Below are 24,950 nucleotides of genomic sequence, written 5' to 3' on the forward strand. Positions count from 1 at the left end.
CAGCGCGGCAAGGCGATCGGCGTGTGGACCGGCGTCGCCGGAGGCGGCGGCATCCTGGGCATGTTCCTGTCCGCCTTCCTCGTCGACGTCGCCGACTGGCGCTGGCTGTTCGCCCTGCCGGTGGCGCTGATCGCCGTGGCCCTGGCCATGACGCTCAAGACGGTCCCCAACTCCCACGAGCGCTCCGGCCACCGCTTCGACACCGTCGGCGCACTGGTGTCCGCCGTCGCCGTGGTCGGCCTCATCTTCGTCCTGCAGGAGGGGCCCGAGCGCGGCTGGAGCGAGCCCGTGACCCTGATCAGCCTGGCCGTCGGCCTGGCCGCCACGGCCGGTTTCGTGTTCTGGGAACTGAACCGCCGGGACGCCGCGCTGCTGGACGTGCGCCTGTTCCGCGAGCGCGGGCTGGCGGGCGGCTCGACCACCCTGGTCGTGGTCTTCGGAGTCCAGGCCGGTACGTCCGTGGTGCTCTTCCCGTTCCTCCAGGCCGTGCTCGACTGGTCGGCACTGCTGTCCGCGGCAGCGCTGATGCCCCTGGCCATCGCGATGATGATGACCTCCGGCCTGGCCCCCAAGATGGCCGTGCAGGTCGGCCCCCGCCCGACCATGGCGGCGGGAATCACGCTGATCGGCGCGAGCCTGGCGCTGCTGGCGCTGCTCGTCTCCGTCGACGGCGGCTACCTGTCGATCCTGCCCGGCATCATCGTCATGGGCATCGGCCTGGGCCTGGCCATGGTGCCCTCCACCGAGGCCATCACCCGCTCCCTGCCCGGCGAGAAACAAGGCGTCGCCTCCGCCCTCAACGACGTCACCCGCGAACTGGGCACCGCACTGGGCATCGCCATGCTCGGCGCCATCCTGACGGCCGGCTACCGCAGCGACGTCGACGACAAGATGCCCGACGTCCCCGAAGAGACCGCGGCCACCGCACGGGAGGGCATCGCCAACGCCATCGAGGTCTCGGGCAGTTCAGGCCCCCACGCCCGGGACCTCATCGACGCCGCACGCCAGTCCTACGTCGCCGGATGGCAGCAGGCCATGTGGGTGGGCGTCGTCATCATGGGCGTGCTGGCCGTCTACATCGCCCTGCGCGGCCCGGAGCGGCCCGCCCCCGGCAGCGCCCCGGACCAGGCGGCGGGGGAGACCGAGGCCGTAGCAGCCGGCTGACCGCGCCGCAGACAGCAGGCTCCCCTCCCGCCAGGCGGGAGGGGAGCCATGTGAACCGCCGCTCACAGGCGCCGGCAGGTCACGCGAGGGCTTCAGCTGCCGATGCTCTGCGGATACCGGAAGAAGTCCGGCGCGTCATAGCGGCGCTTGACCGACACCAGCCGGGGATAGTTCTCGGCGTAGTACGACTCCCGCCAGTCCTGCCGGTCCGGATTGGGAAAGCCCAGGTAGGACTCGCCGCTGGAGAGCGGGTCGATGACATCGAACGCCTGGGCGGGCCACACCATGGCGGCCTCGGCCTCCTCCTGGGGCGGCTGCGCCTGGGCCAGCAGGGACGCGAAGGCCACGAAGAACTCCGCGCCGCGGTGCACGAACGCGGTCGCGTCGCGGGCAGTCTCCTTGCCGGCGCCGCCCAGTGACGTGAAGTACAGGTAGGTCGTCAGGCCCGGCCGGCGGTTGGCGTCGAAGACGGACAGCAGGTCGGCCACCCCCGAGCTGCCCGTGGGACGGTCGAGCAGCCGGGTCCGCTCCCTGAGGAAGGGGGTGCGCGGGATCCTGGCATCCGGATTCGACCCGGCACGGTGGCACTCGCTCAGCGTGAACTGCTCGCAGCCGTAAACGGCCTTCATCGCCTCGTGGTACGCAAGCTCGGCCATGTGCACGGCGGGCGCGGCACCCGACATGCCCGCCAGCTCGTTCAGGGCCTGCTCACACCCCGCCTTGGGCCCGTGGTAGCCGCCGTGGACCCGGATGACCGGCACGTTGCCCTCGGCGCCGTCGCGCAACAGCACGGTCAGGGTCGAACCCAGGTCCCCCGGGCCGTGAGAGGACCACTCCTGCCAGGCCGTGATGATCTCCTGGGCCCTGTCCCACGGCCAGGTGGAGTCGAAATACACCATGGCCGGCGCCGCCACCGGCCGCACCTCGAAGTCGGTGACCACGCCGAAGTTGCCGCCGCCGCCACCGCGCAGGGCCCAGAACAGGTCGGGGTGCGCCGTGTCGCTGGCGCGCACGATCTGCCCGTCGGAGAGGACCACCTGGGCCGAGACGAGGCGGTCGCTGGCGTAGCCGAACTTGCGCACCTGAAAGCCGATGCCCCCGCCCGGTATGTAGCCGCCCATGCGCACGGTGGCGCATGTGCCCGTGACCACCTGCCTGCCCCAGGGCGCGAGCGCGGCCAGCGCATCGACGCTCTGGATCCCCGGGCCCAGGCGCACGGTGTCCCTGCCGGCCAGGGCGTGATCCAGCCGGGAGACGTCAAGGACCATGCCCCCTCCGGTGGACCAGCCGGCCAGGCTGTGGCCGCCGCTGCGGGTGTGGACCTGGATGCCGTGGTCACCGGCGAACCTGACGGCCGTACTCACATCCCGGGGCGTCTCGCAGTAGACGACCGCCTGCGGCATGACGGCGTCGAGCTCCACCAGCACACCCTGCCGGGCGTAGGCGTACGCCTGGTCCGAGGGCAGCACCACATCTCCCCTGAGATGCCGGCGCAGCCGCTCCCAGGTGCCCTCACTGCCGTATACCGGCCCCGCCGATGACCCGACAGCGGCTGCCGTCAGCGCGAGGCCGCCGCCACCGCGGAGAAGGGACCTTCGACTCAGCATCTTTCCTCCAGTTGACAGGGATCCAGAACTGACAGGTGGCGGGGGTCTCCGCCTCGGGAGCCTACAGGTCCCCTAACGCCTGGACACCGGGCTGGACCCGGGCCCCCCAAGCGAGTTGACGACCCGTCAGGAACCGCCGGGCCGCCGCCGGTCCGGCCGGACAGCGGCTCCGGACACACCGCTCACCAAAAGCTATCCACTCTCAAGTAAGAGCTGCTATCGTTTAGCTATGGCCGTCAAAAATCGTTGGTTGGCTCTGATCGGTATGACGATCAGTGTCCTTGTCATCGGATTTGACACGACGATCCTGAACGTCGCCCTGCCCACCCTGGCCGCCGATACCGGCGCCTCCGCCGGCGAGCTGCAGTGGGTCATCGACTCGTACGCCGTCGTCTTCGCAGCCGCCATGCTCCCCGCGGGCCTCCTGGGTGACCGCTTCGGGCGGCGCAAGCTGCTGATCGCCGGGCTCGTGGTCTTCCTCGTCGGTTCGGTCATCGGCACGTTCGTCGACACCCCCGGCGCGCTCATCGGGGCCCGCGCGGTCATGGGCCTGGGCGCCGCAGTGATCATGCCGCTCACGCTGTCCCTCATCCCGACCCTCTTCAAGGGCGAGGAGCAGACCAAGGCCATCGCGATCGTCGCCGTGGGCATGTCGATCGGCATGCCGCTCGGCCCGCTGATCGGCGGCTGGCTGCTCGACCACTTCTGGTGGGGCTCGATCTTCGTCCTGAACATCCCGCTGGTCGCCATCGGCATCATCGCCAGCGTCCTGCTGATCCCCGAGACCAAGGACCCCTCAGCCCCCCGGGTCGACATGGTCAGCACGGTCCTCGGCATCCTCGGCCTGGGCGCCCTCGTCTACGGCGTCATCGAAGCCCCCACCGAGGGATGGGGCGACCCGGTCATCCTCGCCGCGATCACCGGCGGCGCCCTGATGCTCGTCGGGCTCGTCATGCGCGAAAAGCGCCAGCCCCGCCCGATGGTGGACCTGGAACTGCTGCGGAATGCGACCTTCGGCTGGAACACGCTCTTCCTCATCCTGGGCATGTTCGTGTTCATGGGCCTGCTGTTCGTGCTGCCGCAGTACCTCCAGGTCATCCAGGGCAACGACGCCTTCGACACAGGTCTGCGCATGATGCCGCTGATGGCCGGCATGATCGTCGTCGCCAGGATCGTGCCGCCGCTGGCCCCTAAGATCGGCACCCGGCCGCTGCTGGTCGCCGGCCTGCTCATCATGTCCGTGGCGATGTTCCTCGGCGCCGCCACGGACGAAAGCACCGGCTACGGCTACGTCGTGGTGTGGATGATGCTCGCCGGCCTGGGCATCAGCCTGGTGATGGTGCCGGGCCTGGACACCGCCCTGTCGGTACTGCCCCAGGGCAAGGAAGGCACCGGCAGCAGCCTGAACACCACCTTGCGCCAGGTCGGCGGCGTTTTCGGCATCGCCCTGCTGGGAAGCGTCCTGAACGCCGTGTTCACCAGCGAGGTCGACACCAGCACGGTGCCGGCACAGGCAGCCGAGAGCGCCGAGGAGTCCGTGGTCGCCGCCCAGGCAGTCGCGGCGCAGCTGGACGTACCGCAGCTCGCGCAGTCCGCCGAATCCGCCTTCCTCAGCGGCATGAGCGCAGTGCTCCTGATCTGCGGCATCGCCGGCGTCCTCGCCGCCGTCCTCGCCGCCTTCAAACTGCCGGAAAGCCGGGAGAACAGAACCACCGGCGACAAGCCGGCGGACCAGGCAGAACCGGCAGGCCCGGCAGACGAGGCCCCGCAGGAGGCGGCGAAGCAGACGCTGACCACGACGCTGTCCGATGCGGCGAACGGCGCGGGGAAATGAGCCAGATGCCCTCGGCCGAGACCGACACGGCGGCGGCTCCCGGTGCGGAAGCCGGCCTCAGCCTGCGCGAACGCAAGAAGCTGCGCACCCGCCAGGCGATCCGCGCGGCGGCCCGCCGGCTGATCGACGAGCGGGGATACGACAGCACGACGATCGAGCAGATCGCCGCGGCTGCCGAGGTCTCACCCAGCACCGTCTTCCGCTACTTCCCCAGCAAAGAGCACATCGTCCTGACCGACGACTACGCCAACTTCACCATGGCCGTCCTGCGTGAACGCCTCACGGACGAACCGCCGCTGACAGCCATGCGCGGGGTGCTGACCGACATGGTGCGCGGCTTCACCGACGACTTCAGCGAGGACTACCGGTGGCGCCGGCAGCTCGTACGCCACGTGCCCGCGGTGCGGGCCCTGGTGGGCGAGTCCCAGGACAGATGGATCGACACCGTCAGCGAGGTGCTGGCCGAACGGGCCGGCCTGCCCGCGGACAACCTCGAACTGCGGGTACTGGTCGGCGCCGTGACAGGCGCCCTCCACCAGGTGCTGTGGGGAGACCGCAGCGACGACACCGACCTGGTGGCGATGGTCCAGCGAGCCCTGGTGGTACTGGAACACCCCGACACCCTCGGGAAGCCCGGCACCACCGGATAAGACGTCGCGTGACGTTTCCCCCGGCGACACGCGGCAGCGCCCCCCGGCACTCGGCACCGAGTGCCGGGGGGCCCTTCTTCCCCAGCGGCTTCAACCGCGGCTTCGGGGACGGCGGCGCCCTCGGCTCCTGAACCCGTACACCCGGCGGGACTTCGGCGCATCCGCGCGCCGGCCCGGATCCCGCCGCAGCGGGATCCGGGCCGGCAGCGCTCATCTCACGCGGGGTCGGGCTCGCCGAACCAGCGGCGCAGGGCCGCCTCGAGCCCCTCCGGGCCGGTGCCCGCCCAGGCGATGTACCCGTCAGGGCGGACCAGGAGCGCGGTGACCTCGTCGAAGGGGGAGGGCAGCTTGCCGACGACGGTGGTGACCCTGCCCTTCCACCCGCCCGCAGCCGCCCGCACCTCGGGGGAGTCGGCCAGGTCGAGCAGGACGCCCTGTGCCTGGTGCAGCAGTCCGGGGGTCTTGACCGGCCCGTCCGGGGTCTCAAGCGTGCGCGGCGGCAGCCGGTAGCCGGCCAGCGCGTGGGCGTCAGGGCCGGTGTCGTAGCGGATGTCGATGTGGCTGACCGCACCCGCCAGATGCCGCTTGACCTCGTCCAGAGCGATCAGCTCCGTGTACAGGTCGCGCAGCGCCTGGGTTTCGTCGCCGCCGAAGATGGTCATTCCCTGGGCGCGGGTGTTGGACAGCAGCCGGGCGCCCACCGGGTGGCGTTCGCCGTGGTACGTGTCCAGCAGGCTCTCGGGCGCCCATCCCCGGACGGTGGCGGCGAGCTTCCAGCCCAGGTTGACCGCGTCCTGGATGCCGGTGCTCATGCCCTGGCCGCCCGCGGGCAGGTGGATGTGCGCGGCGTCACCGGCGAGCAGGACACGGCCCTTGCGGTACTCGGCGGCCTGGCGGGTGGCGTCGGTGAAGGAGCTGACCCACAGGGCCCTGCCGCCCGAGATGTCCTCGCCGGTCACCCGCAGCCACGCCTCGGCGACCTCGGCGAACCCGGGGTTGTCCGTGAGGTCCTCGGGCGAGGTGCCGTACTCCGAGAGGATGATGCGGGCCACGCCGTCGGGCATCGGGAAGACCTGCACCAGGCCGCCGGGCAGCCGTTCGCCCAGGACACGCAGCCGCACCCCGCTGTCGACCACGTCGGCCAGGTACATCAGCTGGGTCCCCGACGTGCCGGGGAAGTCGATTCCCGCGGCCTTGCGCACCGCGCTGCGCGCGCCGTCGGCGCCCACCAGGAACCGGCCGCGCAACTGCTCCTGCCCGCCGCCGGGGGTGGAAACGGTGGCCGTGACGCCTTCCTCGTCCTGCTCCATGGCGAGGAACTTGCGGCCCCGGCGGATGTCGGCACCCCGTTCGAGCGCCCATGCCTCCAGGATCGCCTCCGTCTGGGACTGCGGGATGCCGCGGGCCCCGAAGTGCGCGTCCTCAAGGATGGTGTAGTCGAACGGGACGCCCCCGAAGTGGCCCATCGGGCTGGTCTCCAGGTCGCCGTAGCGGGAGACGAGGCCGCGCTGGTCCAGGGTCTCCAGGGTGCGCGCGGTGAACCCCAGGGCGCGGGACTGGCCGGTCGGCTCCTGCAGTTCCTCGGCGACGATGACGCTCGCCCCTCCGAGGCGCAGCTCGCCGGCCAGCATCAGTCCGGTGGGGCCCCCTCCGACGACGATGACATCCGCGTTCGCTGTCCTGTCCATGTGGGTTCTTTCCTCACTTTGCGTCGGGGCGGTGCTGTCCCCGGGCTGCCGTGCTGGGGGCGCTGCCCTCGGGGGCGGCGCAGCCGGGCACCGCCACGACGGGGACGGCAGGCGAGGCCGGGAGAACGCACCCTCCCCCCGAAGAGGCCGTCTCTCCCAGCTTGTCAGTCGACCATGCGGACCTCGACCCGACCTCGCATCCGCCTGGAAGACCGCTGAAGACCTCACCCCGGGGTGCCGCTGCCCGCCCCGCACCGCCGCGGCACTCAGTGCGCCGCCGGCCGCCCGCACACCGCCCGGCTCCGGCCGCCGGCCCCGGGGCCCTGTCCCTGGAAGCCGGGCCGGCCGGACGCATCCGGAAGGACACCCTCCTGCCTGGAGTGACCCACGTCACTCAGTGCCGACCTTGGCTGGTAGCAGGCGTGCGTGTCACTATTCCTGCACGCCTCCCCTGCCTGAAATCATTTGCAAGACGGTGGTTTGGGGTGGCGTTCGCCGGTTCAGCCAGGCGACATCCCGTGCTCGCGACGCAGCCGGCCGCCGGCCGGCCCTCAGTGCTGCCCGCCCCCTGGGCGGGCGGGGACCACGGCGCGCGGCGGACCCGTCTGCTTGCTGCCCGTGCCGTCCGGCAAGCCGGCGCGTCCTTCACCGGAAGGCGTCCCGGGCGACGGTGTCCCCGACGCCGGCGTCCGGCTTCGCACACGAGTCCGCGACCGAATCACCTCCCCGCACCGGCCCACGCCACCGCACGCGTCAGCGGCACGCCGACCCGGCGTGCAACACCCGCCAGACGTCCGCCCGTTCGGCTGCCGGCCTCCGGTCGGCGAAGCCGGCGCCGCACCTGAGCTCACGCCGTCTGCGCCGAGAGGCGGCAGGTGACGACGGCCTGCCGCCAGCTCGACGTCTCCTCTCGAGAAGTGGATTCCGGATATGCCGAGGCTATGCAAACCGGCGATGAGTGCGCCGGAACATGTCATCACAGTGGAAGAGACTCTGGAATTTGCCGAACAGGCACACGCCGGGAAACCTCAGCTCCCGCTGGCACTTCGCCTGATCAGGAACACGGGAGTGCAAAAGCGGCACATCGTGCAGCCCATCGAGAAGACCCTCGGCCACCCGGGTCTGACCGAACGCAACCGCATCTACGAGGCCGAGTCGAAGAAGCTGTGCCCCCCGGTCATCGAAGAGGCCCTGGCCAACGCCGAGGTGACGGCGCGTGACATCGACGCGATCCTCTACCTGTCGTGCACGGGGTTCCTGATGCCGTCGCTGACGGCCTGGCTGATCAACAAGATGGGCTTCAGGTACGACACCCGGCAGATCCCCATCGCGCAGCTGGGCTGCGCGGCGGGCGGCGCGGCCATCAACCGGGCCCAGGACTTCTGCGTGGCCCACCCCGGCAGCAATGTGCTGATCGTCGCGTGCGAGCTGTGCTCGCTGTGCTACCAGCCCGACGCGGACGACATCGGCTCGCTGCTGTCCGACGGGCTGTTCGGCGACGCGGTCGCCGCCGCCGTGGTGCGCGGGACCGGGGGAGTGGGCATCGAGCTGGAGCGCAACGCCTCCTACCTCATCCCCGACACCGAGGAGTGGATCTCCTACGACGTGCGCGACACCGGCTTCCACTTCCAGCTGGACCGCCGGGTGCCCGGCACCATGGAGCCGCTCGCCCCGGTCCTGCGTGAGCTGGCCAAGGACCACAGCTGGGACGCCGGCAAGCTCGACTTCTACATCATCCACGCCGGCGGGCCGCGCATCCTCGACGACCTCGCCAAGTTCCTCGAGGTCGACCGCAGCGTGTTCCGGCACAGCTGGTCGACGCTGAACGAGTACGGCAACATCGCCAGCGCCGTCGTACTCGAGGCCGCCCGCCGGCTGTTCGAGGAGGACGCGCTGGCCCCCGGCGCCAACGGCATGATCGCGGGCTTCGGCCCCGGCATCACCGCCGAGATGGCGCTGGGCACCTGGGCGGCCGACGTTCCGCAGGCCATTGCCTGAGCACCGCACGGACCGAGGAAGCGAAGCGTATGGCTGAAGGGTTCTTATCCTGCCCGCCTGGTGATCTCGATGGCGTGATCAGCGGCGATGGCACGGCCGGTGCGGCAGCGGATGCTGCGGGGAGCTGCCGCTGCCCGGCGGGGGTCCGCCGGGCCCGGGGCCCGCAGGCGGGCGGGGCCGCGGGTGCGCGGCACCCGGGCCCGCGGGAACCGGGGCGTCTTGCCCGCGGCGGCCGGGACCTGCACGCTCATCCCGGCCGGAGCCGGCTCCTGGACGGCGGTGCCGGGGAGTTCTCCGGCATCCTGCCGGAGAGTCCGGCACCGCCGCGCAGCACGGCCGGCTCCTGGCCGGTGAGGAACTGCTGACGGTGCCTTTCGTGCCGGGCGACCGCACCACGCCCCGCACGGCCAGGGCACCGGCCAACGGACACGGCACCCGGGCGGCCTGGTGTGCGGCCGTCTTCGGCTGCACACCGCCGGCCTTTCGGGCTGCGCGGCCCTCTTCCGGCGCAACCTCGCCATCCCTCTGCACGCCGAACTCAGCGATCACCATGTCGAGCGGGTCGTGGACGCCCCGCGCCACGCGGTTCGGACCCACTCGGCGTCCACTCGGTCCCTAGGAGAGGCAGCATGACGAACAGCCAGCCGTCCCCAGACACCATCATGCGGCTGATCAACGGCTACTGGGCCACCGGGATCCTCGCCGCCGCAGCCAGACACGGCGTGTTCACCCACCTCGAAGACGGCGCGGGCACCGGCCCCGAGCTGGCCGCCCGCGCCGGGATCTCCGAGCGGGGCGCGCAGACCCTTCTCGACGGGCTCGTCAGCGTGGGCCTGGTCGAACTGCACCACGACCGGTACCGCAACACCCCTGAAGCGTCCGCCTACCTGGTCGAGGGCAAGCCCGCCTCGCTCGTCAGCTTCGCCCAGCTGAAGGTGACGCACATGGGCAGCGTCGCCGACTTCGCCGACGTGGTCCGCGCCGGGGGCCCGACGGTCAACCCCGTGGTGGAGGTCGCCAACAACCCGCACTGGGAGGGGATCGTCACGGCCATCGCCGCCCAGTCGGTGCCCGCCGCGAACCTCGCCGCCGAGCTGCTCGATCTCGCCGGTGCCGGCGAGATCTCCATCCTCGACGTGGGCGGCGGGTCGGGCATCTACTCGGGCATCTGGCTTCAGGCCAACCCGGCTGCCCGCGCGACCCAGCTCGACTGGGAGCCGATCAACGCGGTCGCCCGCCGGCTGCTGGCCGAGCGCGGCGTGGCCGACCGGTTCACCTGCGTCAACGGTGACTTCCACACCACCGACTTCGGCACCGCGCAGTACGACGTCGCGGTGTACTCCCACATCGCCCACCAGGAAGGGCCCGAGAGCAACGTCGAGGTCTTCAGCAGGCTCCGGCAGGCCCTCAGGCCCGGCGGCACCCTGGTCGTCAACGACTACGTCGTCGACGACGACCGCAGCGGCCCGGCGTTCCCGCTGATCTTCGCCTCCGAGATGCTGCTGAAGAGCAAGCAGGGCAGCACCTGGCGGCGAAGCGACTACCACGAGTGGCTGACCAAGGCCGGCTTCGCGGAGGTCGTCTTCCACTCCGCACCGCCCGGCACCCTGGTCATCGCCCGGTAGCAGAACCAGGGATCCGGCCCGAACGCCCTCGACCGCAAGTCAGCCGTTGTCTTCGGCACTGTCCAGATGAACAGCTAGCGAAGGAAACCGACCATGGCACCCGTGAACGTCTCGATCATCTACTACAGCTCCACCGGCAACGTGCACACCCTGGCGCAGGCCGCCGCCGAGGGCGCGGAGAAGGCCGGTGCGACCGTACGCCTGCGCAAGGTCCGCGAAATGGCGCCGCCGGAGGCCATCAACACCAACCCGGCCTGGGCCCAGCACATCGAGGCCACCGCCGATGTCGCCGAGGCCACCCTGGAGGACCTCAGCTGGGCGGACGCGGTGCTCTTCGGCACCCCCACCCGCTTCGGCAACGTGGCCAGCCAGCTCAAGGCGTTCATGGACACCACCGGCGGCCTGTGGCAGCAAGGCGGCCTTGCCGACAAGGTCGTCTCGGCGTTCACCGCCAGCGGCACCGCCCACGGCGGCCAGGAATCCACCATCCTGGCGCTGAGCAACACCTTCTACCACTGGGGCTGCATCATCGTGCCGCCCGGCTACACCGACCCGATCCAGTTCCAGACCGGCAACCCCTACGGCACCTCGCACATCGCGGGTATCGGCCCCGGCGGCTCCGGCCCCGACGAGGCCATCTTGCAGTCGGCCCGGCACCAGGCCCGGCGCGTCACGGACACCGCCGCCGCCCTCAAGGCCGGCCGCTCCGCCTGACACACCGCCACCACAGGCGGGCGCCCCTCGTGCTGCACGGGTCTTCCTGTACGGGACGGGGCGCCCGCCTGCGCCACTGCCGCCTGCGCCGCCGCCTTCGATGCGCGCGCCGCAGGCGGCGTCTTTGTCTGCCCGCGCCGGAGCGGGGCCGCCGCGGGATCCGGGCCCTGGAGGAGAACTCTTATGAACATCACGTTGTGGATCGTCGCCTCGGTGCTGGGGGCGTTCTACCTGGGCGGCGGCGCCATGAAACTGGCCCAGCCCAAGGAGAAGCTGGCCGCTTCCGGCTGGGAATGGGTCGAGGACTACGACGGCGGCGTCGTCAGGATCATCGGCACCGTGGAAGTACTGGCCGGTGTGGGCCTGATCCTGCCCGCCGTGCTCGACGTCGCACCCGTCCTGGTGCCGGTGGCCGCCGCGGGCCTGGCCGTGCTGATGGCCCTGGCGGCCCTCACCCACATCCGCCGCAAGGAGCAGCAGGCGATCGTGCTGGCCGTGGTCCTGCTCGCCGTCTCCGTCTTCGTGGCGTGGGGCCGCTTCGGCCCGCACTCCTTCTGAAAAAGGGCACCCGGCACCTCCACGGCCCCGCACCAGCGTCCCGCCCGAAGGCGGGCCGGGCACCTGACGGTCCCGGCCCGCCGGCAACGCAGCCAGCCGCACCACCGTGCCCACCCGGCCCCTCCCGGCACTGCCCCGCAGCCCGGCCCGCTTCAACGCCCCGCCCCCGCGCAGCAGATCCCAAGCCCCCCCGGCACCACGGCCGCCAACCCCCCTCGATTCCCTCCTCCTTGTCTCCGCGTACTCACCCCTTTCCTGACCTGGAGCGCCATGTCACGTCGCCTGTTCACCTCGGAGTCCGTGACCGAGGGACACCCCGACAAGATCGCCGACCAGATCAGCGACACCGTCCTCGACGCGCTGCTGCGCCAGGACCGGTCATCCCGCGTCGCAGTCGAGACCCTGATCACCACCGGCCAGGTGCACATCGCGGGCGAGGTGACGACCGCCGCCTACGCCGACATCGCCGCCCTGGTCCGCGAGAAGATCCTCGAGATCGGCTACGACTCCTCCGCCAAGGGCTTCGACGGCGCCTCCTGCGGCGTGTCGGTCTCGATCGGCGCGCAGTCCACCGACATCGCCCAGGGCGTCGATGCGGCCTACGAGACCCGCGTCGAGGGCGCCTCGGGCAGCGGAGCCGACGACGAACTGAACCGCCAGGGCGCCGGCGACCAGGGCCTGATGTTCGGCTACGCATCCGATGAGACACCCACCCTGATGCCGCTGCCGATCGAGCTGGCCCACCGCCTCGCGCGCCGCCTGACCGAGGTCCGCAAGAACGGCACCGCCCCCTACCTGCGCCCGGACGGCAAGACCCAGGTCACCATCGAGTACCTGGGCAGCCGCCCCGTCCGCCTGGACACCGTCGTCGTCTCCTCGCAGCACGCCGGCGACGTCGACCTCGACGGGCTGCTCACCCCCGACATCCGCCGGCACGTCGTCGAACCCGTCCTGGCACAGCTCGCCGAGGACGGCATGAAGCTGGAGACCGAGGACCACCGCCTGCTGGTCAACCCCACCGGCCGCTTCGAAGTCGGCGGCCCGATGGGCGACGCGGGCCTGACCGGCCGCAAGATCATCATCGACACCTACGGCGGCATGGCCCGGCACGGCGGCGGCGCCTTCTCCGGCAAGGACCCCTCCAAGGTGGACCGTTCGGCGGCGTACGCGATGCGCTGGGTCGCCAAGAACGTCGTCGCGGCCGGCCTGGCCGCCCGCTGCGAGGTCCAGGTCGCCTACGCCATCGGCAAGGCCGAGCCCGTCGGCCTGTTCGTCGAGACCTTCGGCACCCACACCGCCGCCGTCGAGAAGATCGAGAACGCCATCACCACGGTCTTCGACCTGCGCCCGGCCGCCCTCATCCGCGACCTGGACCTGCTGCGCCCGATCTACTCCCAGACCGCCGCCTACGGCCACTTCGGCCGCGAACTGCCCGACTTCACCTGGGAGCGCACCGACCGCGCCGAGGCCCTGCGCCAGGCGGTGCAGGCGGGCTGAGCGCCCCGCCGCCGAAGCCGGCGGAGGGCGGCGGATCCTCCCTGCCCCCGCTCCTGCGCTATTCCTCCCGAGCCTGCCGGGGCGTTTCCCCTCCAGCACCGGCCGGCTCGCCCCGCCCCGGATCCAAGGAGCACATGCGTGCGTATCGCCGTGACCGGATCGATAGCGACCGACCATCTGATGGTGTTCCCCGGGCGCTTCGCCGAGCAGTTGATCGAGGGGCAGCTGGAGCGGGTCTCCCTGTCGTTCCTGGCCGACCAGCTGAAGGTGCACCGCGGCGGCGTCGCCGCCAACATCACCTTCGGCCTCGGCCTGCTGGGTCTGGACCCGCTCCTGGTAGGCGCCGCGGGCATGGACTTCGCCGAGTACGGCACCTGGCTGCGGGCCAGCGGCGTCGACACCTCCGCGGTCCAGGTCAGCCAGACCCTGCACACCGCCCGCTTCGTGTGCACCACCGACCAGGACCAGAACCAGATCGCCACCTTCTACGCCGGGGCCATGGCCGAGGCGTCCCGGATCGACCTGGCCGGGACCGCCGCACGCTCCGGTCCGCTCGCGCTCGTCCTGGTCGGCGCCGACGACCCCGACGCCATGCTGCGCCACACCGCCGCCGCCCACCGCCTGGGCATCCCCGTGGCAGCCGACCCCTCCCAGCAACTGGCCCGCATCGACCGCGAGCAGGCCCGCCGGCTGGTCGACAGAGCCACCTGGCTGTTCACCAACGAATACGAATCCGCGCTGCTGCGCGAACGCACCGGCTGGAGCGAGGACGACCTCCTCGCCCGGGTCGGCACCTGGATCACCACGCTGGGCGAGGGCGGGGTGTCCCTGGCCCGCGCCGGCGAACCCCCGCTGCTCGTACCGGCCGTGCCCGCGGACAAGATCGCCGACCCCACGGGTGCGGGCGACGCCTTCCGCGCCGGCTTCCTGGCCGGCGTGGTGTGGCAGTGGCCGCACGAACAGGCCGCCCGGCTCGGCTGCGCGCTGGCCACCACCGTGCTGGAGTCCGTCGGCACCCAGGAGTACAAGCTCCTGGCCACCGATCTGATCGCGCGCATCGGCCGGACCTACGGCAACGACGCGGCCCGCGCCCTCGAACCCCGGCTGACAGGCGCGCGGTGAGCACCCGGGGGCACCGGCAGCGCCGGCTGCCGGACCGGCACGGCGGGCCCGGCCCCCAGCAGGCCGACGACACCGGCGTGCGGGGCGAAGCCCCGTACCGGTTGGACCACTTCTGCCACTTAAGAGAGGCCAGTGACATGACGCCAGAAGCCACGCTGGCTCGGTTCCGCGAATACATGGTGGGGCCGTCCCGGTTCATGACCCTGCTGTCCTGCTTCGAGCTGGGCCTCATCGACGCGCTGCGGGACCGGCCCGGCCTGACTGCGGCCGAGCTGGGCGAGGTGGCCGGCGCGAAGCCGGACGCCGTGGAACAGCTCCTGCTGCTGCCGGTCAAGGAAGGCTTCGTCGCCCACGACGAGGCAGCCGGCACCTACACCCTCGACGCCCTCGCGGGCGTCAGGGAGAAGGACCTCCAGGCGGCACTCGCCGACCTCGACATGATCAAAGCGGTCACGCTGCGGCAGCTCTTCTACCTCACCGAGAGCGTGCGGACCGGCACGACCGCCGGCCTGAAGGAGCTGTACGGGTTCGACGGCGACCTGTACAGCGCACTGGGCGAACTGCCGGAACTGCGCGAGCCGTGGGCGAAGCTGATGAACACGGTCACCGCCCACGTCGACCCCTGGTTCTTCTCCCAGGTCGGCATCCCGGCCGGCTCCCGGGTGCTCGACCTCGCGGGGAACACCGGCCTCGGCGCCGTCAACACGCTCAGGCTGGCGGACTCCTCCGGTCTCAAGGTGACCACCTTCGACCTGCCCGAGAAGGAAGCCGAATGCCTGCAGAACTTCCGGACCCACGGCGTCGAAGAACAATGCTCGTTCATCGGCGGTGACGTCTTCGAAGAAGTCCCCAAGGGATTCGACGTCGTACTCATCAAGCACTTCCTGCCCATGTTCGACAAGAGCGACGTCTTCCGGATCCTCGAAGAAGTCCACAAGTCGCTGGAACCCGGCGGCCAGATCCACGCCCTGGTGCCGGTGTTCCCCGAGAACCTCAAGGAAACCGAGAACTACACCGTCGACTTCTACCCCAGCTTCTTCGTCGGCTGCACCATGGGGCAGGGCGGGCCGCAGAAACTGTCAACCTGGCAGACCTGGCTCGAAGAATGCGGGTTCAAGGTCACCAAGGCAGTCACCGACGACCCGGCCAACCTGCCGCCGCACGCCCTCACCGTCGAGGCCATGCTGTCCGCGACGAAGACCGCCTGACAGGCGGAATCCAGCTGATCTCAAGCGGATGTCGAGTGCAACGCATGATCGAAGTGGTGGACGAATGGTACGGTCGCAGAAATCGACCCCTCCAAGGCGAGAGCCCCGGTAAATACCTGATGTCTTCCGTTGCTCTATTCCCTGTTCTGTCGGGAACGAATGTCGAACCCTGGAGGAAGAATGCCGGTATCAAAGAACGCTGAAGCGGTGTATTCGGCCATCGAGGATGCGGCCGGGCTGCTGGACATACCCTGCTCGCGGGAGAAGGTCATGTCCGTCCTGGCCGCGTTCGGCGACGGGGTGTCGGAAGAGTCCGTGGTCGTCCTGGCCATGGCGGGCGGCGAGCGCCACGGAGGGGACATCGACTACAACTTCACGGTGCCGACCGAGGTGGGCGACCCGTACGAGATCGCCGTGGCGAACGGCTGGATCGAGCCCACGGACCACCCGATCGCCAACCTCCTCCCGGAGATCGTGGAGTCCAGCCCCGTCACCTTCTACGGCGTCGAAAGCGGCGTCGTCGACGGCTTCAAGAAGACGTACATCTTCTTCCCGCTGGACAACCTGGGGAAGCTGTCGACGCTTGCCTCGCTGCCGTCCATGCCCTCCAGCGTCGCCGAGCACGCGGCCACCTTCGGCCTCAACGGCATGGACAACCGGATCTCGATCATCGGCATCGACTACATCCGCAAGACGGTCAACGTGTACTTCATGGCGGGCCCCCTTGAGGAGAAGTCCTGCCTGTCGCTGCTCGAGGAGACGAACCTGCCGGCGCCGAACCCGCAGTTGCTGGAGTTCATCCCGAACTCCTTCTCGATCTACCCCACTTTCACCTATGACTCCCCGGACATCCACCGGATCTGCTTCTCCTCGGTGAGCCCGGACGACACCGCCTACCCCACCACGCTCCACGACGAGATCGCCAGGTTCGCAAAGAACGCTCCCTACGAGTACGGCGGCGCACGGGTCCTCGTCTACGGCGCCACGGTCTCGCGCACCGAGGAGTACCACAAGCTCGGGGTGTACTTCCGCAGGCCGGCCGCGTTCTGGGACAACCTGCCGCTGGCAGCCACCTTCGAGAAGCTCGCCGCCGCTCACCGCGGCGCGTAGCAACAGCAGCAACGACCGACAACCAGGAGGAGAAATGTCCGAAGCCATTCGCGCAGAAGAGCGCGCCGAAGCCCTGGACACGCTGGGCGGCGTTCTCGGCGAGGCCGGTGTCGAGGCGCTCAACGGGCCGCGCGGACAACTGGCCGAGAGCCTGCTGCGCGCGGCCTTCGAACTGTGGGAAGACCCCAAGGTGCGGCCGAGGCTGCTGGGCATCCTGCACGCGGCGGTCAACAGCGAGGAAGGCGCGGAGCAGATGCGCCTGTTCCTCGCCAACCAGCTCTTCGCGCAGGTGGGCAAGGCACTCGACATCGAGGGCATGGACATCTACCAGGCGGCGGAGACCATCAAGGTCCCGGTGATCAACGTCAACGCGGCGGCAGGGCAGGTCTGGGGCGTCGTCCTGCTGCGCTACGTCGTGAAGATAGAGCCGATCGCCTCGGCCTCCAGCGAGGAACTGATCCAGCTGCTCATCCCGACGATCCGGCACTATCTGGGCTGACCGCCGGTCAGATGATGTCCGTCCACCGGCAGGACACAGCCGGCTCCCGCCGGTTGATCCTGCCGGCCCGGACCCCCTGGAACAGCCCTCCGACCACGGCAGGCGGCACAGCGGACACGCAGGTCAGCGCGGTGTGTCACATCCGTGGAGATTGCTTCGTCAGTATTCCTGAGAGGGACACCATCCCGCGTACCGGCGGGGCGGGCGACCCGCGTCGCGGGGCCGGTGAGTCGCCTGGGCGGGCGGAGCTCCCCCCAGCCGCGGATCATTCGGAGGAACGAGTTAGGTATGAGCAGCGCAGACAAGGAAGCGCAAGGCGGGAGCGTCCTGGCCGACGCAGACCCGCGGCGATGGACGGCGCTCGCCGTGCTGACGGCGATGCAGTTCATGCTCATGATGGACGTCACCGTCGTGAACATCGCCCTTCCCGAGATGGAAAAGGATCTGGACTTCACTCCCGGAGGTCTCGCGTGGGTGGTCAACGCCTACGTGCTGACCGCGGGAGGTTTCCTGCTGCTGGGCGGGCGGCTCGCCGACATGTTCGGCCGCCGCAAGATCTTCATCGCCGGTGTGCTGGTCTTCGGAATCTCCTCGGTCGTATGCGGTGCCGCGGCCAACTCCGGGATGCTGGTCGGCGGCCGGTTCGTCCAGGGATTCGGTGAGGCGCTGGCCGGTCCGGCGGCGCTGGGCCTGATCCCCGTGCTGTTCCGCGACGCCAAGGAGCGCACCAAGGCGCTGGGCGTGTGGGGCGGCACAGCCGCGGTGGGCAGCGCGGTCGGCTCGGTCGTCGGCGGAGCGCTGACCGACCTGGTGGACTGGCGCTGGATCTTCTTCATCAACGTCCCCGTCGCCGTGTTCGCGCTGATCATGGTGCCCCGGGTCATCCCGGAGAGCCGCATGAAGCGCGCCAGCGGCCAGGGGATCGACGCGGTCGGCGCCCTGGCCGCCACCGGCGGTCTGGTCGCGATCGTCTACGGCCTGCTGCAGGCCGCCGACGACCCGTGGGGCTCCGCGGACGTGCTGGTCCCGCTGCTCGGCGGAATCGCCCTGCTGATCTTCATGGTCGTGTGGGAGTCCCGCACCCCCGACCCGATGATCCCCCTGCGGTTCTTCTCCAACCGCACCCGGGTGACCTCCAACGGCGTCAGCGTGCTCGCCCTCGCGTCCTTCTACACCTACGCCTTCCTGCTGACCCTGTACCTGCAGCAGGTCCTCGGCTACTCGCCGATGAAGACCGGGCTGACCTACATTCCGTTCACCGTCGCCCTCGGCATCGGCATGGGCGTATCGACGGCGCTGCTGCCGCGCCTGGGCGTCAAGCCGATCCTGATGATCTCCTTCCTCGGCAGCGCCGGCGGCCTGTTCCTGGCCGCGGGCGGCCTGGCCACCGACGCGTCCTTCGTCAGCGGGATCATGCCGGGCCTGCTCGTGTACGGCTTCTTCAACGCCGTCGGCTTCCCCGCCCTGACCAACGGCGCACTGCACGAGGTCACCGGCCAGGACGCCGGTCTGGCCTCCGGCGTGCAGACCGCCATGCAGCAGGTCGGCGGATCGCTCGGTCTGGCCACCCTGGTTCCCCTCGCCCTGCGCTACGTCAACGACCACGTCGCGGACGGCGACCTCCCGCAGATCGCGCAGACCGAGGGATACGCCCTGGCGCTCCGCGCCGCCGCCGGAGTGCTCGTCGTCGCGACCCTGCTCGTCCTGGTGCTGATGGACAAGGTGGACTCCAGGCCGCGTGACGCGGTCGCCGAGGCCACCAACGAGGCGGCCTCCGCGCAGGAGAAGACCTCCCGCACCCCTGCCGCCTCATAACCGCCCCGCCCCCCGGCACCGCACGGCCCGCGCCGGGCCCGCCGCCCGGCAGCCGCCGGCCGTGCACAGGTGACCGCCGCATCCCCCCGGTGCGGCCGCAGGAGCGGGACATGCCGGGGTGCGCCGCCTTGCCGGCGCACCCCGGCATCGCGCTGTCCGGGCGGGCCGCCTGACCCGGCGCCGGCGGCGGACACCCGCGGCAGCGCAGCAGCCGATGCGGCCCGGGCACCGGGCCGGCCATCCGCCGCACCCCCCGCCCGGCCCCGGCCGTACATTCAAGGGGGCACCGGCATGCCGCTGACCGCGGGCACCCCGCCGTCCGCGGACCGCGCACCCTGTCGCGGGCACGGCCGCCTCCCCGTCCCGGCACCCCCTCCAGCGTGCCGAGCCGCCCCCTCTTCTTCTGTGTCTTCCACCTCGAACGCCCGTACCCACTAAGGAGACACCTGTGACCACGGGAGTGAACACCTGGCTCGGCGACGGCGACGGCGACGATGCGGCCGCTTCCGCACGCCGCACCAGCGGGCACCTGCTGCGGCAGGTGGAGGACCGGCTGCGCTCCTTCCTCGCGGCCGAACGCGACGAGTGGGCCCAGGCGGACGAACGGCCGGCCGCCGCCATCGCGACGCTGTCCGACATGATCGCCTCGGGCGGCAAGCGCGTCCGGCCCGCCTTCTGCATCACCGGCTACCTCAGCGCCGACGGCGACCCCGAGGACGCCGCCGGGGCCGTGGCAGCCGCCGCGGCCCTGGAAATGCTGCACCTGTCCGCCCTCATCCACGACGACGTCCTCGACGACTCCAGCCAGCGGCGCGGCATGCCGACCGTCCACGTCACCCACTCCGCACTCCACAAGAGCCACAACTGGCAGGGCGAAGCACGCCGCTTCGGCGAGGGCGTGGCCCTGCTCGTCGGCGACCTGGCCCTGGTCTACTCCGACGAGCTGATGTCCGACGCGCCCCAGGCGGCGATGCCGGCATGGCACAAGCTGCGCTCAGAAGTGATGATCGGCCAGTACATGGACGTCACCGCAGCCGCCGAGTTCTCCGTCGACCCCCGCCTGTCCCGCTGGATCGCCCTGATCAAGTCCGGCAGCTACACCATCCACCGCCCCCTGGTCGTCGGCGCGAGCGTCGCGGGACGCACCGATCTCGCCCCGGCCTTCGAGGAGTACGGCCAGGCGGTGGGTGAGGCGTTCCAGCTCCGCGACGACCTGCTGGACGCCTTCGGCGACTCCGCCGACACCGGCAAGCCCGCCGGCCTCGACTTCACCCAGCACAAGATGACTCTGCTCCTGGGGTGGGCGATGCAGCGCGACGACCGCATCCACAGCCTGATCACCGAACCCGGCCACACCCCTGACGAAGTACGCCGCCGCCTGGTGGACACCGGCGTTCCCAAGGACGTCGAAAGGCACATCGCCGGCCTCGTCGAACGGGGCTGCAAGGCCATCGCCGACGCGCCCGTCGCCCCGGTGTGGCGGAACGAGCTGAAGGACCTGGCCATGCGCGTCGCCTACCGGAACGCATAGCACGCACAGAGCGCACAGAACGCCTCAACACGGCCACCCGCCCGGGGCCGCCGGCCCCCGGGCGGGCCGGGCCGGCCGCCGGTTCTTCGCCGTGGCATAACCATTGCGGCCCCTGCCGGTCACATATGCGCCGCGCCGTTCGTCAAAGAAGCAGGGCCGCCCCGCGCGGTCCCGCACCGCGGACGGTCACCCCCCGGACCGTCCGTGGTGCGGCGGCCCCAGCACCACCAGGTCCATACTCTGCAGTTGCTCCGGGTCGGTGATGGCGTCGATCTCCAGGATCTTCCCGCCGGAGATCTCGAACGTCATCGCACGCAGACCGCCGTCTTCCTGCTGCGCGAGAATCCCCAGCGACCCGTTGACCATCGCCAGCCAGGCGACCTGCAGGAACGGCGCGAACGTCGACGCCCCCTTGGCCACCGCCACCGAACCCAAAGCCACCGGCAGCCCGTTGTTACGGGCCACGGCGTCGGGATCCAGGACGGCCACCAGCGCATCGAAGTCACCGTCACGCGCGGCGGCCAGGAACGCCTGGACCACCTCCTGCTGCTGCGCCGTCGCGGGCTCGGCCGCCGACCGGCCGCCCCGTACCCGGTGGCGCGCACGGCTCGCCAGCTTCCGGGCAGCCGCCGGGCTGCGCTCCACGATCACCGCCACCTCGTCGAAAGGCACGCCGAACATGTCGTGCAGTACGAACGCCAGCCGCTCGGCGGGATCCAGGGTCTCCAGGACGACCAGCAGCGCCTGCCCCACCGAATCGGCCAGCAGCGCGTACTCCTCGGGGCCGTCGTCCTCGTAGAACGTGGCCACCGCGGGAACCAGCTCCTCCAGGGAGTCCTCCCGGCGCGCCCGGCGCTGCCGCAGCATGTCCAGGCACACCCGGCCCACCACGGTGGTCAGCCAGCCCCGCAGGTTCGTGATCTCGTCGTCGTAGGAACGGCTCAGCCGCAGCCAGCACTCCTGGACCGCGTCTTCGGCCTCGGTCGGCGAGCCGAGCATGCGGTAGGCGACCGACCGCAGGTGCACCCGGTTCTCCTCGAAACGATCCGCCAGCCATTCAATCTCGTTCATCGCCGCTCCTTTTGGGCCTCGGCACCCGTCTGAGCTGCCGTTCACCGCGCGACGTCCGCACGATCCCGGTGTCCGGCCGGTCAGGAAACAGCCGACAACGCCCGGCGCGGGGTTCTGGAGATCCGCACAGTGCCCTTACAGCACTGACGAGCGGGAAACCGAGGTTGTGACCGGAGACCGGCACACACCCCGAACACCGCGGCCCTTCCCCTCCTTCGGCCCCTGCCCGCCGGCTGCACACCACGGGCCAGAAGAATGCCACCGACGCCGCCCCCGCGTCGCCCGCCGAAGCCGCCTTGCGATCCGGCTTCGAGCCTTCCTCGACTCCCCGCGGACTCAGCCCTCCGCCCGCCCCGGCCCCGCGCGCCGTGGCCGGGACGGGCCCTTGACAGGACGCTTCGAGCGGGGCGCGAGCGGGGCCCGAGGGCGCCCGCATAGTCTGCGCGCAGGTTTGCCGGAGAACAGTGACGCGGCCACAGAGCCCCTTGGCCAGGCGTCTCCCCCCGCCCGGGATCGGCAGCACGATGGCCGACTGCGCCGCCCGCCCAGCCCGTGAGTTCACCGCGCGCTGACCGACCCAGCAGGCCGCGTCCCCGATCGAAAGGCAGAGCACCATGGCAGACCGAACCGCCGCACCGGCGACCAGCGGTTCACCGCAGCGCCCGGCCACGCTTCCCTCGCTCACCGGCCTCCGGTTTCTGGCGGCCCTGCTCGTCTTCGTCTACCACACCTCATACCTCGTCGGCCCGCTGCATCCGGACAAGCCCGTCACCTTCTTCTCCGACCTGGACACCGCCCAGTCGATAGCCGACTTCTTCCTGCCCGCCGGACGCATCGGCGTGGCCTTCTTCTTCGTCCTCAGCGGCTTCGTCCTGGCATGGTCCTCGATACCCGGGGACCGGATCACAGCGTTCTACCGGCGCCGCGTACTGAAGATCTTCCCCAACCACATCGTGACCTGGGCGCTGGCCATGTGGCTGTTCGCCTCGGCCACCCCGGTGGAGGCATGGCTGTCCAACCTCTTCCTGGTGCACACCTTCAGCAACCGGGCCGACATCGCGATGAGCGTGAACTTCCCGTCCTGGTCGCTGTGCGCGGAGGTCCTCTTCTACGCCCTGTTCCCGCTGTTCCTCGTCCTGGTCAGGCGGATCGCGGAGCGGTGGCTGTGGCTGTGGGCCGGTGTGATGGTCGCCGGTGTCGCGGCCATGGCCGTGGTGACCAAGCAGTTCATGGCCGGCGGCGCCCCCAGCCCCTTCGGTGACCTGACGGCGAACCAGGAGTGGTTCGGCTACGCCTTCCCGCCGCCGCGCCTGTTCGAGTTCGTCCTGGGCATGATCCTCGCCCGCATCGTCGCCGCGGGCCTGTGGCCGCGTATCGGCCTGCTGCCCGCAACGGCCCTGTTCTGCGTGGGCTACTGGGCCGCGCTGACCGTCCCGGACCCGTACAACTTCAGCCTCACCACCGTCGTCCCGATCGGCATGATCCTGTGCGCCGCGGCCTCCTCCGACCTCCGCGGCACCAGCAGCCCGCTCGGCACCCGGCCCATGGTCTGGCTCGGCAACGTCTCCTTCGCCTTCTATCTCGTCCAGGGCATCGTGGTCTTCCACCTCCGGCCCGAGTGGCTGGACACCCGCACCTACGGCACCCTGCCCGCGATCGGCATGCTGCTCGTGCTGTTCCTGGCCACCCTGCTGGCGGCCTGGCTGCTGTACAGCCTCGTGGAGCAGCCGGTGATGCGCCGCTGGAGCCGCAGCAAGAGGCGGCGGCCCGCGCCGGGCACCGCGCCCCGGACAGCACAGAGCGCGTCCCCGAGCAAGGGGGCCGTGCCCAGCGGCGAAGTCGTCTGAGAAAAATTCATCCCCGGGTAACGCGGCGCACCGCCTGACGACTGGGAACTGTCCCCGGACCGTCAGGCGGTGCGCCGCGTTTGAGCGGAGATCAAGAGTATCTATACCAAGGCCGTGGAAAGTCGTGTGTAAGCCGGAACCAAGTCCTTCCCGCCAGGGAGGCCGAAGTCTGACGGTCATCGCCCCCCAAGACCCCAGGAGTCGTTCCATGCTCAACCTCGACTTGTCCAACCGCACCGTGCTGGTCACCGGATCCACCGCTGGTATAGGCAAGGCAACTGCCAAGCAACTGGCCGTCGCCGGCGCCCGGGTCTACGTGAACGGCCGTACCGAGGAGCGCGTGCAGAGCGCCATCGCGGAGATCGGCAAGGCCGTCCCCGATGCCGATCTGCGTTCCGCACCCGGCGACGTCGCCACGGTCGAGGGCGTTCAGCAGATCATCGGCACCGTCGAGGACCTCGACATCCTCGTCAACAACGTCGGCACCGCCGAACTCGGCCAGTTCACCGAGCTGCCCGACGAGAACTGGCAGACCATGTGGGACCTGAACGTGATGAGCGGTGTGCGGCTGTCCCGCCACTACATCACCAGGATGGCCGACCGCGGCTGGGGCCGTGTCATCTTCGTCAACAGCTCCTCCGCCCTCGACATCCCGGCGGCCATGGTCCACTACGGCGTCACCAAGCTCGCCCAGCTCGGCGTGGCCCGCGGCCTGGCCGAGAGCTACCGGGCCAGCGGCGTCACCGTGAACTCGGTCCTGCCCGGCCCCACCCACTCCGAGCTGAACGACCGCTTCTTCGCCTTCCTCCAGACGCAGCGGCCGGATGCGTCGCTGAAGCAGATCGAGGACGACTTCTTCAACGAGACCCACGCCCGCAACTCGCTCATCGGCCGCTTCGCCGAGGGAGAGGAAGTGGCCAACCTCATCGTCTACCTCGCCTCCGACCTGTCCAACGCCACCAACGGCGCCGCGCTGCGCGCGGACGGCGGCGTGGTCCGCCACGTCTGACCCGGGCTGCCGGCCTCCCGCAGCCGTGGCCGCAGCCGGCGGCGGCGACCGGGAGGCCGGCCGTTGCTGAGACCGTAGTCAGGTCTCAGCATTCCGGGCGTTTCGGCCCGGAAGGTCCGTCTCGTCGCCAGGGCGTGAGGGCTTCGGCTTGAGTACGGTCTCTCGTTTCTGTCTGCTGCTGCGGCAGGGTTGTGCCACCTGCCCGCCCCGTCTCCGTCTTGTGACGGGGGCGGGTGGTGCGGGTCTTACGGTCGGCTCCACGAGGCTTCGACACCCGCCTGGGGGTGTCCCGGTCTCCGGCCACTCCGGTACCGGTCGAGCATGCCGCCGCGAGAGCGGCGAGGTTGAGCGCGGCGTTGTCGTCCCGGTCGATGACCAGGCCGCAGGCGTCGCATTCGTAAGT

The 24,950-nt window shown here is 70.5% G+C and carries 19 protein-coding genes; 16 read left to right on the top strand and 3 right to left on the bottom strand.

The features are described 5' to 3' along the window. Positions 1-1,164: MFS transporter (locus B124_RS34155; RefSeq protein ID WP_496506909.1), on the top strand; the 1,164-nt coding region annotated here is incomplete at its 5' end. Between the two features lie 92 nt (positions 1,165-1,256). Here B124_RS34155 and B124_RS34160 read toward each other — a convergent pair. After that, entirely contained in the window at positions 1,257-2,771 is a 1,515-nt protein-coding gene (locus B124_RS34160; RefSeq protein ID WP_496506910.1) for an FAD-binding oxidoreductase, read from the bottom strand. A gap of 229 nt (positions 2,772-3,000) precedes the next feature. Between B124_RS34160 and B124_RS34165 the strand changes: the two genes are divergently transcribed. Together B124_RS34165 and B124_RS34170 are read left to right on the top strand one after the other, a co-directional pair. Further along, complete coding sequence (locus tag B124_RS34165; protein WP_496506911.1) at positions 3,001-4,605, top strand: MFS transporter; 1,605 nt, start codon at positions 3,001-3,003, stop codon at positions 4,603-4,605. Further along, positions 4,602-5,255 carry a TetR/AcrR family transcriptional regulator gene (locus tag B124_RS34170; protein WP_496506912.1) on the top strand — a complete coding sequence of 218 codons (654 nt, stop codon included), beginning with the start codon at positions 4,602-4,604 and terminating at the stop codon, positions 5,253-5,255. The genes B124_RS34165 and B124_RS34170 overlap by 4 nt, the downstream gene beginning before the upstream one ends. Before the next feature lie 215 nt (positions 5,256-5,470). Here the strand turns inward: B124_RS34170 and B124_RS34175 are convergent, their stop codons facing one another. Then, positions 5,471-6,943 carry an FAD-dependent monooxygenase gene (locus B124_RS34175; protein ID WP_496506913.1) on the bottom strand — a complete coding sequence of 491 codons (1,473 nt, stop codon included), beginning with the start codon at positions 6,941-6,943 and terminating at the stop codon, positions 5,471-5,473. Positions 6,944-7,873: 930 nt separating this feature from the next. Here B124_RS34175 and B124_RS34180 point away from each other — a divergent pair. The 11 genes from B124_RS34180 (at position 7,874) to B124_RS34230 (ending at position 20,620) form a co-directional block, all read left to right on the top strand. Then, positions 7,874-8,941, top strand: a complete 1,068-nt coding sequence (locus B124_RS34180; protein ID WP_496506914.1) for a type III polyketide synthase — start codon at positions 7,874-7,876, stop codon at positions 8,939-8,941. Between the two features lie 629 nt (positions 8,942-9,570). Then, positions 9,571-10,566 (top strand): class I SAM-dependent methyltransferase, encoded by a 996-nt coding sequence (locus B124_RS34185; protein ID WP_496506915.1) that lies wholly within the window; start codon positions 9,571-9,573, stop codon positions 10,564-10,566. Positions 10,567-10,659: 93 nt separating this feature from the next. After that, positions 10,660-11,280: an NAD(P)H:quinone oxidoreductase gene (gene wrbA, locus B124_RS34190; RefSeq protein ID WP_496506916.1), complete on the top strand. Its 621-nt coding sequence runs from the start codon at positions 10,660-10,662 to the stop codon at positions 11,278-11,280. Positions 11,281-11,463: 183 nt separating this feature from the next. Further along, on the top strand, positions 11,464-11,838 hold the full coding sequence (locus B124_RS34195; protein WP_496506917.1) for a DoxX family protein: 375 nt from the start codon (positions 11,464-11,466) through the stop codon (positions 11,836-11,838). Positions 11,839-12,108: 270 nt separating this feature from the next. Further along, complete coding sequence (gene metK / locus B124_RS34200) at positions 12,109-13,335, top strand: methionine adenosyltransferase (protein WP_496506918.1); 1,227 nt, start codon at positions 12,109-12,111, stop codon at positions 13,333-13,335. A gap of 138 nt (positions 13,336-13,473) precedes the next feature. Next, positions 13,474-14,457 carry a carbohydrate kinase family protein gene (locus B124_RS34205; RefSeq protein ID WP_496506919.1) on the top strand — a complete coding sequence of 328 codons (984 nt, stop codon included), beginning with the start codon at positions 13,474-13,476 and terminating at the stop codon, positions 14,455-14,457. After that, positions 14,454-15,665 carry a class I SAM-dependent methyltransferase gene (locus B124_RS34210; protein WP_496506920.1) on the top strand — a complete coding sequence of 404 codons (1,212 nt, stop codon included), beginning with the start codon at positions 14,454-14,456 and terminating at the stop codon, positions 15,663-15,665. The genes B124_RS34205 and B124_RS34210 overlap by 4 nt, the downstream gene beginning before the upstream one ends. A 180-nt stretch (positions 15,666-15,845) precedes the next feature. Continuing rightward, on the top strand, positions 15,846-16,775 hold the full coding sequence (locus tag B124_RS34215; protein ID WP_496506921.1) for an aromatic prenyltransferase: 930 nt from the start codon (positions 15,846-15,848) through the stop codon (positions 16,773-16,775). A gap of 34 nt (positions 16,776-16,809) precedes the next feature. Next, a complete protein-coding gene (locus B124_RS34220) occupies positions 16,810-17,274 on the top strand; it encodes a TetR/AcrR family transcriptional regulator (protein WP_496506922.1) in 465 nt (154 codons plus the stop codon). 288 nt (positions 17,275-17,562) lie between these two features. After that, positions 17,563-19,089, top strand: coding sequence for a DHA2 family efflux MFS transporter permease subunit (locus B124_RS34225; protein WP_496506923.1), 1,527 nt, complete (start codon positions 17,563-17,565; stop codon positions 19,087-19,089). A gap of 448 nt (positions 19,090-19,537) precedes the next feature. Next, entirely contained in the window at positions 19,538-20,620 is a 1,083-nt protein-coding gene (locus B124_RS34230; RefSeq protein ID WP_496506924.1) for a polyprenyl synthetase family protein, read from the top strand. A gap of 186 nt (positions 20,621-20,806) precedes the next feature. Here the strand turns inward: B124_RS34230 and B124_RS34235 are convergent, their stop codons facing one another. Next, a complete protein-coding gene (locus B124_RS34235) occupies positions 20,807-21,691 on the bottom strand; it encodes a sigma-70 family RNA polymerase sigma factor (RefSeq protein ID WP_496506925.1) in 885 nt (294 codons plus the stop codon). A gap of 614 nt (positions 21,692-22,305) precedes the next feature. Between B124_RS34235 and B124_RS34240 the strand changes: the two genes are divergently transcribed. Together B124_RS34240 and B124_RS34245 are read left to right on the top strand one after the other, a co-directional pair. Beyond that, entirely contained in the window at positions 22,306-23,538 is a 1,233-nt protein-coding gene (locus B124_RS34240; protein ID WP_496506926.1) for an acyltransferase family protein, read from the top strand. A 208-nt stretch (positions 23,539-23,746) separates the two neighbouring features. Continuing rightward, positions 23,747-24,547, top strand: a complete 801-nt coding sequence (locus B124_RS34245) for an SDR family NAD(P)-dependent oxidoreductase (RefSeq protein ID WP_496506927.1) — start codon at positions 23,747-23,749, stop codon at positions 24,545-24,547. Positions 24,548-24,950: the final 403 nt, after the last annotated feature.

This window comes from Streptomyces sp. CNP082 (genome assembly GCF_059570535.1).